We start from the raw sequence: 12,747 nt of genomic DNA on the forward strand, positions 1-12,747 counted from the left end.
CTGCAGCTCGAGCCGCCGCTGCGCGCCGCGCTGGAGGCGCGTGCCGCCGCCGCGGGCCTGGGCCCGGAGGCGGCGGCGCTGGCGCTTGCGGCGCGCGGGCTGGAGCCGCGCGCCGGGGCCGGGGAGGCCGATCAGAACAGGAAGTGATCCTCGGTGAGCTCGAAGCCCGCCGCGTGGTTCACCACGATCCTGTCGCCCTCCTCGCCGTAGCGGACCACGGTGCGCTCCTCTGTGCGCTCGCGGATGGTGAGATCGTCGAAGGCAAGGCCGGTGGCCGAGAGGTCGAGCCTGTCCTCGCCCTCGAACTTCCAGATCTTGTCGAGCCCGTCGCCCTGCATGAAGGCGAAGGTGTCCGCGCCCTCGCCGCCGCGCATGCGGTCGTCGCCGGTGCCGCCGATCAGCAGGTCGTCGCCGCCGTTGCCGCGCAGGATGTCGTCGCCCGCGCCGCCGGTGAGGGTGTTGTCCTGCCAGTTGCCGCGCAGCACGTCGTCGACCAGCGAGCCGGTCATCGTGCCCGCGTCGCGCCCGATCCGCCCGTCGACGCCCGAGGCGAGGTCGATGAGCGTGGTGGTGCCCGACACTTCGTAGGCGATGGCGAGCTGCGCCGAGCCGCTCACGCTCTGCGCGGCCGGGATGAACTTTATCACCTCGGGCGAGATGTCGCCCGCCACCGCGCTCTCGATGTAGGCGGCGAAGGCGGGGGCGGCGGGGTCGTCGATGTTGACCACCATGATGCCGCTGTCGCGCTCCAGCCCGATGAAGGCGAAGCGGTGGCCGTCGACCTCGCCCACGGCGATGGCCTCGGGCTCCGGGCCCTTGGCGTCGGAGCGGTTGTCGTCGACGGTGCCGGGGTCGCCGTTGGGGAAGTCGTCGTTGTTGAAGGCGTTGGGCACGCGCAGGCGGGCGATCACGGTCTCGAACATGTCGCCGGAGTCGAACACCTCCGTGCCGTCGGCGGCGAAGATGCTGAAGGAGCGCGAGCCGTAGGAATAGAGCGCGTCGTAATCGCCGTCGCCATCCGTGTCGCCGTCGATGGTCGAGACGGAGAGCCGGCCGATGCCCTCGTCGGTCTGCAGGGCGTCGGCATCGGGGAAGGCGGTCTCGTCGAGGTCGAGGTCCTCGATGCGCGCGTTCTCGCCCCGGTCGTCGCCCTCGTTGGCGGTGATGTAGTAGGTCTGGCCGCCGTCCTCGAAGCTGGCGATGGCATCGGCCATGCGCAGGCCGTGGACCGGGTGGGGGGCGATGTCGATGGCGTCGTCCTTGTCGGATGCGTCGAAGCCGTTGCCCTCCAGAGAATGGTCCGTGGTGCCGAGGCTGCGGATGTCGGACCAGCTGCGGCTCTCCAGGTCGAACACCGCGACCGCGTTCGCCTCCTGCAGCGTCACGAAGAGCTGTGTGCCATCGGGCGAGACGGCGATGTATTCCGGTTCGAGGTCGCCGGAGGCCGAGGCGCCGGGGAAGATGCGGATGCCCGCCTCGCGCAGTGCGTCCTCCATGCCGTCGAAGCCCGAGAAGTCATAGGTTGCGGCGGTGGGGGTGGCGCCGAGGTCGACCACGGTGATCGAGCCCTTCGCGGGGGTGGCGTAATCCTCGGTGAAATCGCCGTCCTCGTCGGTGCGGGTCTCGGCCTCGTTGGCGACGTAGACCTGGGTGCCGTCGGCGGAGAAGGTCACCATGTCGGGGTGGTTGCCGGTCTCGACCAGCACCGGGGCGGCGGCGGGGTCTGCCGCGTCGAACAGGGCGAGCAGGCCGGCCCGCGCCTCGATGGTGCCGCCGGTCTCGATGTCGGTGGTGTCGATGGCCACGGCGATGGTGCCATGGCTCACGGCGACCGAGTTCACGCCCGTGTAGTTCGCGACGCCGGTGAGGTCGATGGAGCGCTCCAGCGTCATGGTGGCGGCGTCGATCACGTCGATGCGGCCGGCGGCACCGTTGTTCACGTAGAGCAGACCGTCCTCGTAGGCCACCACCTCGGAACCGGCTTCGCCGAAGCCGCTCGCATAGGTGCCGGCGCGGGTGATGCCGCTGGCGGCGGCGCTGTCGTTGTAGGCCATGTGGTGTGTCTCCCCATTCTCGGTGCGCAAGCGCGGTCGGCCCCTGCCTTAGGCAAGGCGCCTGACGGCGCGGCGACAGTGGTGTGACGGAATGATGACGGGATGCCGCTGGAGCGCCCCCGTGCGCGCGTCGCCCGGGCGGCAGGGGAGGTGCCGGGACTGCTGCTCCGGCGGGCCGGCGCGCGGGGGCGCAAGGCGCTGCCGGCGGGGTGGCCTGCGGTGGCGAGGCCGGGGGAGCCGGAGGCGGAGCCCTCCCGCCCTGCGTCGACCCGCCCTGCGGGCGCGTCTCCTGCGGTTTGGGCCGGGCCGCGCTGTCGCGCGGCGGGCGGGCGGAGAAGGGCGCGGTGGGGCTTCGGTGTCGGCGGTGGCGGGCCCCGCGGGAGCGGTGAGCGCTCCGGGAGGGTTCCGGGGCCCGGGAGGCGGCCGCGAAAGGCGCGCCCGGTCCGGTCGCGTCCTCGCCGGGACGCGCGGCGGCCGGGGCCGGGACACCGGGTGCGCAGCACCCGGCCGGGCCCAAAGCGCAGGACACCGACAGGTGGCCGGAGCACGGGAGGGCTCCGTCGCTGTCGCCCGCGCCTCGGCCGGGGGCGAGTGCGGAGGCGGGGGCGGATGTCTGGTCCCGGAGGGGGCGCCGGTGGCCGGTGGCCCCCGGCCGGCCGGGAGCCGCGAGTCGCGGACCGCGGCAGGCGGAAGGCGATTTCGGGGTGCTCCACCTGCCGGAGGGGCGCCCCGCGGGGGTCAGCTCTTCGGGGAGATGCGGGTGAAATGGCCCATCTTGCGGCCCGCGCGGGCCTCGGCCTTGCCGTAGAGGTGCAGGCCGGTGCCGGGCTCGGCGGCGTAGCGGGCCCAGTCGCCGGCCTCGTCGCCGATCAGGTTGGTCATCACCGCGTCGGAGTGCCGCGCGCCGTCGCCCAGCGGCCAGCCGGCCACGGCGCGGATGTGCTGGGCGAACTGGTCGATCACGCAGGCCTCGATGGTCCAGTGGCCCGAATTGTGCACCCGCGGCGCGATCTCGTTCACGATCAGCCCGGAGGAGGGGGTGACGAACAGCTCCACCCCCATCACGCCCACGTAGTCGAGCGCGTTGAGGATGCGGCCGGCGAGCAGCACCGCGTCGGTGGTGCGGGCGTGGCCGAGGGTGGCGGGCAGGGTGGTGGTGTGCAGGATGCCGTCGCGGTGCACGTTCTCGCCGGGGTCGTAGCAGGTGACCGCGCCGTCGAGCGCGCGGGCGCCGATCACCGAGATCTCGCGCTCGAAGGCGACGAAGCCTTCGAGGATGCCCGGCTCGCCGGCCAGCGCCTCGAAGGCGGCCGGGGCCTCCTCGGGCGCCATGATGCGCACCTGGCCCTTGCCGTCATAGCCCATGCGGCGGGTCTTGAGGATGGCGGGGGTGCCGAGCTCGGCCAGTGCGGCCTCCAGGTCCTCCAGCGTGTCGACCGCGCGGTAGGGCGCGGTGGCGAGGCCGAGGCCGGAGAGGAAATCCTTCTCCGTCAGCCGGTCCTGCGACATCTCGAGCGCGCGGGCGCCGGGGCGCACCGGGCGCAGGGCCTCCAGCACGGCCACGGCCTCGAGCGGGATGTTCTCGAACTCGAAGGTCACCACGTCGACGCTCTCGGCGAAGAGGCGCAGGGCCTCCGCGTCGTCGTAGGAGGCGGTGGTGACGGCATGGGCCACGTCGCCGGCCGGCGGGTTGGCCAGGGGGTCGTAGATGTGGCAGCGCAGGCCCAGCCGGGCCGCGGCGATGGAGAGCATGCGGCCGAGCTGCCCGCCGCCGAGGATGCCGATGGTTGCGCCGGGGTGCAGGGCTTGGGTCACGTCAAGGGTCTCCGCTGGAAGGGGGATGCGCTCAGGCCTTGGGGGCCGGGGCCTCGTCGACCGGGGCCTCGGCCACGGCCTCGGACTGGGCGGCGCGCCAGGCGTCGAGCTTCCCGGCCAGGGCCGCGTCGGTGGTGGCGAGCTGGGCGAGGGCGAAGAGCGCGGCGTTCGCGGCCCCCGCAGCGCCGATGGCGAGGGTGCCCACCGGCACGCCCTTGGGCATCTGCACGATGGACAGCAGGCTGTCGAGCCCGGAGAGCGCGCGGGACTGCACGGGCACGCCGAGCACCGGAATGCGGGTCTTGGCGGCGAGCATGCCGGGCAGGTGGGCCGCCCCGCCGGCGCCGGCGATGATGGCGCGCAGGCCGCGCTCCGCCGCCGTCTCCGCATAGGCGAACAGCCGGTCGGGCGTGCGGTGGGCCGAGACGATGCGCACCTCGTGCGCCACGCCGAACTCCTCCAGCAGCACCGCCGCGTTGCGCATGGTTTCCCAGTCGGACTGGCTGCCCATCACGATACCGACGAGGGGAGAGGCCATGCGATGCTCCTTCGTGTGCCTGAGGTGGCGCACCATATGGCGGTGCCGCGGAGGGTTCAAGCACCCAGGGCCTACCGGCAGGGCAGAGCGGGGCAGGGCAGAGCGGGGCAGGGCGCACCGGCAGAGCGGGGCAGGGCAGGGCGCGAGCGGCGGCAGGGCCCCGGGGCCGGGCGGGCTCAGGCCTCGCGCTGCGCGCCGGCACCGGCCTCGGTGCCGGCGGCGGAGCCGAGATGCCCCGCAAGCGCGCCCAGCAGCCGCGCCCAGCCCTCCTGCAGGCGGGCCGCGCGCTCGGGCTGGCCCATCTCCAGCGCGTGGGTCACCACGATCACGCAGCCGCCCGCCTCGGGGTAGAGCTCGATCTGCACGCGCTCGGCCTCGTCGCCCTCCGGCCCGTCGGCATAGGTGAAATCGAGGAACTCGCCGCGCGAGAGCTCGAGGAACGTGCCGCGACGGTAATGGCTGCCGGACGGTCCGCCGCGCATGAGGCGGAAATGCCCGCCCGGGCGGGGGTCGATCTCCACGAACCGCTCCGTGTCCGCGCCGGGGGCGAGGTCGTAGGCATCGAACACCCAGGCGGGAGCGGTCTCCGCGTCGACCAGCGCGGCGAAGACGGCGCGCGGCGAATGCGGCAGCATGCGCGCCGCTGTGATGCGTTCCTGTGCGGCCACGGGGCTTCCTCTGTGACGTTCGGGCCGGCCCCGGGCGCTGCGGGGCGCGGCGGGGATGCGCGCTGCCTCGGCCGGCGGCCTGGCGATGTTGTCGGGTCCGGCGGGGGCGGCCGGTTCACCCTCGGCCGCGCTCGCGAGCCAGGCCAGGGCCGGCCCCGCGGCGCCCGGCACCGCGTGGCAGACATGGGTGCGCCCGCGCACCTCGCGCCGGATCAGCCCGGCGGTCTCGAGAACCTTGACATGCTTGGAGACCGCCGCGAGCGTCATCGAGAAGGGCTGGGCCAGGTCTCCGATCCGGGCCGGCTGGCGCGACACGCGCAGCAGGATCGCGCGTCGCGTGGGGTCCGCGAGCGCACCGAATATCGTGTCTAGGGTCCTGTCTCCGGGCATGAGGCGGATATGTCTCGCGGGCGCGGGAAGTCAACGGGACGCCGCTCCCGGCCCGCCGCCCGCCGATCACGCGCGCTCACTGCCACGTGTGCGCATTGCCGCGTGTGCGCATTGCCGCGCGTGGGGCGTGCCGCCGGCCGCGTTCGCGCGGGCCGCTGCTCCGGGGGAGCTGCCCGGGTCTGCCGGAGAGCGGGCGGGCGCGGCGCGGGCATGCGGGCGGATCAGGCGATGATGTCGGGCGTCAGCACGTCCTCGATGCGCGAGATCTCGTCCTTCAGGCTGAGCTTGCGCTTCTTGAGCCTGCGGATGGTGAGCATGTCGGCGCGGGCCTCCATGTCGAGCGCGGCGATCGCCTGGTCGAGGTCGCGGTGCTCGCGGCGAAGCATGTCGAGCCGGATGCGAAGGATGTCCTCGCGGCTCATCTGTGGAGGTGTGCTGTTCATCTCACCGTTCGGGAGGGTTGGGCCGACAGCGCCAACATATCGCACTCGGGCGCGCTCCGAAAGGGCCGGGCCTGCTTGAAGGCACGGATTCCACGGGCTAGATATCTGCGATGAAACTCGCTTCCCGACTTCGAGAGATGTTCCCCCGGCGCCCGACGGTGGCGGTGATCCGGCTCTACGGGGCGATCGGCGTGTCCGGCCGCTTCGGCGCCGCCCTCTCCGACCACGCGCTGGCCTCCACCATCGAGCGGGCGTTTCGCCGCGGCAAGCCGGTGGCGGTGGCGCTGGCGATCAACTCGCCCGGCGGTTCGCCCACGCAATCCGCCCTCATCGCGGCGCGCATCCGGCGGCTGGCGGCGGAGAAGAACCTGCCGGTCTTCGCCTTCTGCGAGGACGTGGCGGCCTCGGGCGGCTACTGGCTTGCCACCGCGGCGGACGAGATCTGGGCCGACGACAACTCGGTGATCGGCTCGATCGGGGTGATCTCGGCCGGCTTCGGCCTGCAGGATCTCATCGCCCGCCACGGGGTGGAACGCCGGGTGCACACCGCGGGGCAGAGCAAGTCGATGCTCGACCCGTTCCGCCCCGAGAAGCCCGAGGACGTGGCCCGGCTCACCCGGGTGCTGGAGCGCATCCACGCCAATTTCCGCGCGCAGGTCTCCTCGCGGCGCGGCGGCAGGCTGCCGGAGGGCGAGGACCTGTTCACCGGCGACATCTGGATCGGCGCCGAGGCGCAGGAGAAGGGGCTGATCGACGGTGTCGGCCATCTCGTGCCGGTGATGAAGGCGAAATACGGCCCGAAGACCCGCTTCCAGGTCTGCGTGCCGAAACGCTCGCTCTTCCAGCGCATCGGCGCGCCGGGCGCGGCCAGCGTGGTCGACGCCATCGAGGACCGCGGCCTCTGGGCCCGGTTCGGGCTCTGACATGCTGGCGAAGATCGCCCTCATCCTGCTCGTGGTGCTCGCGGTCATCGCCTTCGCCGGGAAATGGGCGGAGAAGCTGCTGCCGCGGCGCAAGGGGCCGGAGGTTCGCGCCGCGCACAAGTGCCCGCGCTGCGGTGCCTGGCAGGTGGAGGGACAGCCCTGCATCTGCGAAGAAAAATCCTGACGGCCCCTTTCACGGGCTGGGTGCCACGCATACATGGAGCAGCCGACTGCCCCTGTGCGGGGGCCTGAAATAAGCGGAGCTGCCGTACATATGGATATCGTCTGGGTCCTCGCCGGCCTCGTCCTTCTCGTGGTCGGGGGTGACGTTCTTGTCAAAGGTGCAGTCGGGCTCAGCCTGAAACTCGGTATCCCGGCGCTCATCGTCTCGCTCACGATCGTTGCCTTCGGCACCTCGGCCCCGGAGCTTCTCATCTCGGTGAAATCGGCGCTCGAGGGCCTGCCGGGCCTCGCGATCGGCAATGTCGTGGGCTCCAACATCGCCAACGTGCTGCTGGTGCTGGGCATCCCCGCGCTGATCGCCCCCATCGCCACGCGCGACTGCGAGAGCGGGCGCTCCTTCGTCATCATGATGGCGGTGATGGTGCTGTTCACCGTGCTGTGCTTCCTCGCGCCGCTGGTGTGGTGGCACGGGCTGGTGCTGCTGGGCGTGCTCGCGCTGGTGATCGGCGAGAACATGTGGTCGGCGAAGAAATCGCGCGACGCGGACATGGCGGAGGAACTCGACGAGGTCGACCCCCACCTGCCGGGCTGGAAGCTGGGGCTGCTGATCGTGGCGGGCATCGTGGCCCTGCCCATCGGGGCGAGCCTGCTCATCGAGGGCGCGAAGGGCATCGCCACCGCCGCCGGCATCTCGGACGCGGCCATCGGGCTCACCCTCGTCGCCGTGGGCACCTCGCTGCCCGAGCTCGCCACCTCGGTGATGGCCGCCATCCGCCGACAGGCGGACGTGGCGATGGGCAACGTGATCGGCTCCAACATCTTCAACATCGGCGCCATCATGGGGGTCACCAGCTTCTTCGGGCCGGTGGCGGTCGACCAGTCCTTCCTCGACTACGACCTCTGGGTGATGCTGGCCGTGGGCCTGCTGCTCGCGCCCTTCATCTGCAAGATCCCGGTGCTGGGGCGCGTCTCCGGCGCTCTCTTCGTGCTGCTCTATGCCGGATACACCTGGACGGTGCTCTGAGCCGCGCTCGCGCGGCGACCCGGGTTCTGCGGCCGCGCTCGCGCGGCGACACAAAACCCCCCGCCGCGCCCGGGCGGCGACCCGAATCCCCCCGCCGCGCTTGCGCGGTGTCTCGCCTCCGCCAGCCGCGAGTGCTCGGCCGCCTCTGGTCCCGCGGGGCCTGCCTGCGCGGTGCATCTCGCCTTCCCGGCCGGGTGTGCGGGCCGGCGCCCGGCCCCCCGACCGCGCTTGCCGGGGAGCCGATCCCGTCGCGGGCCGGTGGCGCCCTCCGCCCGGGGGTCAGACCGGCGCGGCGAAGGCGGCGCCGGCGGTGAGCAGCGCCTCGATCTCCTCGCCCGAGTAGCCGCTCTCGGCCAGCACCGCGCGGGTGTCCTGGCCGAAGACCGGCGGGCGGCGCGCGCCGGGCTCGGCCGGGGTGCGCGACATGCGGATCGGGTTGCCCAGGGTGCGGAACCCGTCGATCTCCACCACCATGTCGCGGTGCTTCGTGTGCGGGTGGTCGAGCACGCCGGGCACGTCCATCACCGGGCCGGCCGGCACGCCGGCGCCCATCAGCGCCTTCGCCAGCTCCTCGCCGTCCCATTCCGCCATGCGCGGGCGCAGCAGGGCGGCGAGCTCGGCCCGCAGCCCGTTGCGCTTCGGCCCGGTCTCGAAACGCGGGTCGGTGGCAAGCTCCGGGCAGCCCAGCACGTCGCACAGCCGGCGGTACTGGCCGTCGTTCGCCGCGGCCACGAAGATGTCCACCGTGCGGGTGGGGAAGGTCTCGTAGGGCGAGATGTTGGGATGCGCGTTGCCCACCGGGCGCGGCACGGCGCCGCCCATCATGTAGTTCGCGCCGTAGGGGAACAGGATGGAGACCGCCGCATCGTAGAGCGTCATGTCGAGGAACTGGCCGCGGCCGGAGACATCGCGCTCGCGCAGCGCCATCAGGATGCCGATGGCCGAGGACATGCCCACCGAGATGTCGACCAGCGGGATGCCGAGCCGCGTGGGCTCGCCGCTTTCCGGCCCGTTCACGCTCATCAGCCCGGCCTGCGCCTGCACCACCGCGTCGTAGCCCGGCAGGCCGCCCAGCGGGCCGTCGGCGCCGAAGCCGGTCACCCGGCATTGCACCAGGCGGGGGAATTCCTCCTGCAGCGCGTCGGGCCCGAGCCCCCAGGCCTCCATGCTGCCGGCCTTGAAATTGTCGATCACCACGTCGGCGCGGGCCAGCAGCCGGCGCAGCACGGCGCGGCCCTCCTCGCGGCGCAGGTCGAGGGCGATGCCGCGCTTGTTGCGGTTCACGCCCATGAAATAGGAGGCGGCGCCGGAGGCGGGGTCGAAGGGCGGACCCCAGTGCCGCGTGTCGTCGCCCTGCGGCGGCTCCACCTTGATCACCTCGGCGCCGTGGTCGGCCAGCCACTGGGTGCAGAACGGCCCGGCGAGAATCCGGGTGAGATCGATGACGCGAAGTCCGGTGAGCGCTGGCATGTCTGGTGGTCTCCTCCCATATTCCACCATGTCTAGAGGAGAGGCGGAATCCGGGCAACGGGCGCGGCGGCGCGCTCACGCAGGCGTGGGGCGCGCGTGCCGCCGGGGCAGGCTGGCCTGCCGCCGGAGCCGCCGCTAGTATCGCGCCGCGCCGCCGGGCCGCCCGCAAGGGGCGGGCAGCGGCAGGACGGGCAGGGGAAGGAATTGCACATGACACCAGGGATCGCCCTGATCACCGGCGCGGGAAAGCGGGTGGGCCGCGCGATGGCGCTGCATCTCGCCGGCCGCGGCTGGGACATCGCGGTACACTACATGAACTCGGCGGAGGAGGCGGAGGACGTGGCCGCGCAGGCGCGCGCCCTCGGCGTGCGCGCGGAGGTCTTCGGCGCCGACCTCACCGATGCCGCGCAGACCGACGCGCTGGTGCCGCGGGTGACAGCGAAGCTCGGCCAGGTGACCCTGCTGGTGAACAACGCCTCCATATTCGAATACGATACGGTCGCGAGCGCCACGCGCGAGGGCTGGCACCGCCACGCGAGCTCGAATCTCGAGGCGCCATTCTTCCTCACCCAGGCGGTCGCGGCGCAGGCGCCGGAGGCCGGGCGCGACGAAAACGGCGAGCCGGTGGCTCGCACGCTGGTTGTAAACCTGCTCGATCAGCGGATCCGCAAGCTCACCCCGGAATTCATGACCTATACCCTCGCGAAGATGGGGCTCTGGGCCTTCACCCGCACCGCGGCCCAGGGGCTCGCGCCGGGCATCCGGGTAATGGGCATCGGGCCGGGCCCCACCCTGCAGGGCGGCCGCCAGTCGGCGGAGCATTTTGCCGCACAGCGCGCCGCCACCCCCCTCGGTCGCGGCACCTCGCCGGCCGAGATCTGCGGCGCGCTGGACTTCATCATTGCCTCGCCGGGGCTCACGGGACAGGTGATCTGCCTCGATGGCGGGCAACATCTGGCCTGGGCGACACCGGATGTGCTCGGGGTGGAGTGAGCGGGTGAGGGAAGGGGCACGCACCGTTCCGGCCGGCCCGGAGCCGGCGAGTTTTCCACTTGACGGGGTAGCGTCACGAACCCGTTATGATTCTGTTAGGAAGGTCAGCATTTTACGGCGATGGAGAAAATTTGCGTTTTGCGTCAATGACTTGAAAAGTTGCCCAAATATTAATCAGGCCGGAGAAACAGGTGTGTTTTCAAAGGGATTGCAGAGTTCCGGCGAATTGCGCACAGACTTATCCACAGGAATCGTGGATTCTATTCCTGTTGCTTTCGGGGGGCGGACAAGGCAGGGCAGGGGCGGGAATCGCAATGACTGACCAGCACCGCGACGAGACGGCCCCGGGCTTCGAGGAAGCCGCCCCCCGGGAGGGGGCCACGGGGCACGACGTCATCCACGGATACCTCCGCACGCTGCCCGATAGGCCCGGCGTCTACCGCATGCTCGACGCGAAGGGCGAGGTGCTCTACGTGGGCAAGGCGCGCAGCCTGAAGAAGCGCGTGTCGTCCTACGCGCGGCCCACCGGGCATTCGGGGCGCATCATGCGGATGATCTCGGCCACCGCCTCGATGATGTTCCTGACCACGCAGACCGAGACCGAAGCGCTGCTGCTGGAGCAGAATCTCATCAAGCAGCTGAAGCCGCGGTACAACGTGCTGTTGCGGGACGACAAGAGCTTCCCGAACATCCTGGTGCGCACCGACCACGCCTTTCCGCAGATCTCCAAGCACCGGGGAATGCGCCGCGCGAAGGGGAACTATTACGGACCGTTCGCCTCCGCCGGCTCGGTGAACCGCACGCTGAACCAGCTGCAGAAGGCCTTCCTGCTGCGCACCTGCACCGATGCCAGCTTCGAGAGCCGCACCCGGCCCTGCCTGCTCTACCAGATCAAGCGCTGCTCCGGCCCCTGCGTGGGGCTGGTGGACGAGACGCAGTACGCGGCCCTGGTGCGCGACGCGGAGGATTTCCTCGCCGGGCGCTCGAGCAAGGTGCAGACCGAGCTCGCCGGCCAGATGCAGGCGGCGAGTGCGGCGATGGAATTCGAGCGCGCCGCCGCCCTGCGCGACCGGATCCGCGCCCTCACGCAGGTGCAGTCTGCCCAGGGCATCAACCCCCAGGGCGTGAGCGAGGCCGACGTGGTCGCCCTCCACCAGGAGGGGGGGCAGGCCTGCGTTCAGGTGTTCTTCATCCGCGCCAATCAGAACTGGGGCAACCGGGCCTATTTCCCGCGTGCCGGCGGCGGGGCGGAGGGGCCCGAGATCATGGAGGCCTTCCTTACGCAGTTCTATGCCAACAAGACCCCGGCGCGGATGATCCTGCTCTCCGAGCCGGTGGACAACCCCGACCTGGTGAGCGCGGCGCTGAGCGAGGCCCGGGGGCGCAAGGTGACCATCGGCGTGCCCGAGCGCGGCGAGAAGCGCCTGCTGGTGGAGAACGCCCTGCGCAACGCGCGCGAGGAGCTCGCCCGCCGCACGGCGGAAAGTGCGAGCCAGGCGCGGCTGCTCGAGGGGCTGGCCGAGGCCTTCGGGCTCGACAGCACGCCCGAGCGCGTCGAGGTCTACGACAACAGCCACATCATGGGCACCAACGCGGTGGGCGCGATGATCGTGGCCGGGCCCGAGGGCTTCGAGAAATCCCGCTACCGCAAGTTCAACATCCGCTCGAAGGAACTCACCCCGGGCGACGATTTCGGCATGATGAAGGAAGTGCTGGAGCGCCGCTTCGCCCGGCTGATGAAGGAGGACCCGGACCGCCAGAGCGGCATATGGCCCGACCTCGTCATCATCGACGGCGGCGCGGGGCAGGTGAAGGCCGCCCTCTCGGCGCTGGAGGAGATCGGGGTGGAGGACGTGGCGCTGGTGGGTGTCGCCAAGGGTGTCGACCGCGACGCGGGCAAGGAGGAATTCCACCTGCCGGGCAAGCCCGCCTTCGCGCTGCCCTTCCGCTCGCCGGTGCTCTACTTCCTGCAGCGGCTGCGCGACGAGGCGCACCGTTTCGCCATCGGCACCCACCGGGCGAAGCGCGCCAAGGCGGTGAGCGCCACGCCGCTCGACGAGATCGCGGGTGTGGGGGCGGCGCGCAAGCGGGCGCTGCTGGCGCATTTCGGCTCGGCCAAGGCGGTGTCGCGCGCGGGGCTGCAGGATCTCAAGGCGGTGGACGGCGTGTCCGACGCGCTGGCCGAGAGCATCTATGCGCACTTTCACGGCGACGGATGACGCGCTAGGTAGGGGCAACGGTCCGGG

At 71.7% G+C, this 12,747-nt stretch carries 11 protein-coding genes; 5 read left to right on the top strand and 6 right to left on the bottom strand.

The genetic code is table 11. The features are described from left to right. Positions 1-131: 131 nt before the first annotated feature. The 5 genes from D3P35_RS13100 to D3P35_RS13120 all read right to left on the bottom strand — a co-directional run bounded on the left by D3P35_RS13100 (position 132) and on the right by D3P35_RS13120 (position 5,908). Positions 132-2,054 (bottom strand): choice-of-anchor I family protein, encoded by a 1,923-nt coding sequence (locus tag D3P35_RS13100; protein WP_118135189.1) that lies wholly within the window; start codon positions 2,052-2,054, stop codon positions 132-134. A 738-nt stretch (positions 2,055-2,792) separates the two neighbouring features. Further along, positions 2,793-3,869: a 5-(carboxyamino)imidazole ribonucleotide synthase gene (locus tag D3P35_RS13105; protein WP_118135190.1), complete on the bottom strand. Its 1,077-nt coding sequence runs from the start codon at positions 3,867-3,869 to the stop codon at positions 2,793-2,795. A 31-nt stretch (positions 3,870-3,900) separates the two neighbouring features. After that, entirely contained in the window at positions 3,901-4,407 is a 507-nt protein-coding gene (gene purE, locus D3P35_RS13110) for a 5-(carboxyamino)imidazole ribonucleotide mutase (RefSeq protein WP_118135191.1), read from the bottom strand. 176 nt (positions 4,408-4,583) lie between these two features. Beyond that, positions 4,584-5,465 (bottom strand): metalloregulator ArsR/SmtB family transcription factor, encoded by an 882-nt coding sequence (locus D3P35_RS13115; protein WP_118135192.1) that lies wholly within the window; start codon positions 5,463-5,465, stop codon positions 4,584-4,586. A 221-nt stretch (positions 5,466-5,686) separates the two neighbouring features. Further along, positions 5,687-5,908 carry a YdcH family protein gene (locus D3P35_RS13120; protein WP_118135193.1) on the bottom strand — a complete coding sequence of 74 codons (222 nt, stop codon included), beginning with the start codon at positions 5,906-5,908 and terminating at the stop codon, positions 5,687-5,689. Between the two features lie 110 nt (positions 5,909-6,018). Here D3P35_RS13120 and D3P35_RS13125 point away from each other — a divergent pair, with 110 nt between their 5' ends. From D3P35_RS13125 to D3P35_RS13135, 3 genes are all read left to right on the top strand, one after another. After that, positions 6,019-6,831, top strand: a complete 813-nt coding sequence (locus D3P35_RS13125; protein ID WP_232830498.1) for a S49 family peptidase — start codon at positions 6,019-6,021, stop codon at positions 6,829-6,831. A gap of 1 nt (position 6,832) precedes the next feature. Continuing rightward, positions 6,833-7,015 carry a hypothetical protein gene (locus tag D3P35_RS13130; protein ID WP_118135195.1) on the top strand — a complete coding sequence of 61 codons (183 nt, stop codon included), beginning with the start codon at positions 6,833-6,835 and terminating at the stop codon, positions 7,013-7,015. Positions 7,016-7,105: 90 nt separating this feature from the next. Continuing rightward, the gene (locus D3P35_RS13135; RefSeq protein WP_198670613.1) at positions 7,106-8,038 is read left to right on the top strand and encodes a calcium/sodium antiporter; all 933 of its coding nucleotides are present in this window, start codon (positions 7,106-7,108) and stop codon (positions 8,036-8,038) included. 279 nt (positions 8,039-8,317) lie between these two features. Here D3P35_RS13135 and D3P35_RS13140 read toward each other — a convergent pair whose 3' ends face one another. Then, positions 8,318-9,508 (bottom strand): CaiB/BaiF CoA-transferase family protein, encoded by a 1,191-nt coding sequence (locus tag D3P35_RS13140; protein WP_118135196.1) that lies wholly within the window; start codon positions 9,506-9,508, stop codon positions 8,318-8,320. A 210-nt stretch (positions 9,509-9,718) separates the two neighbouring features. Between D3P35_RS13140 and D3P35_RS13145 the strand changes: the two genes are divergently transcribed. Both D3P35_RS13145 and uvrC read left to right on the top strand, forming a co-directional pair. Beyond that, positions 9,719-10,501 (top strand): SDR family oxidoreductase, encoded by a 783-nt coding sequence (locus D3P35_RS13145; RefSeq protein WP_118135197.1) that lies wholly within the window; start codon positions 9,719-9,721, stop codon positions 10,499-10,501. Between the two features lie 314 nt (positions 10,502-10,815). Further along, positions 10,816-12,720: an excinuclease ABC subunit UvrC gene (uvrC, locus tag D3P35_RS13150; RefSeq protein WP_118135198.1), complete on the top strand. Its 1,905-nt coding sequence runs from the start codon at positions 10,816-10,818 to the stop codon at positions 12,718-12,720. Positions 12,721-12,747: the final 27 nt, after the last annotated feature.

The sequence above is a fragment of the Oceanicella sp. SM1341 genome (assembly GCF_003448965.1).
In the GTDB taxonomy this organism is placed as follows: Bacteria; Pseudomonadota; Alphaproteobacteria; order Rhodobacterales; family Rhodobacteraceae; genus Paroceanicella.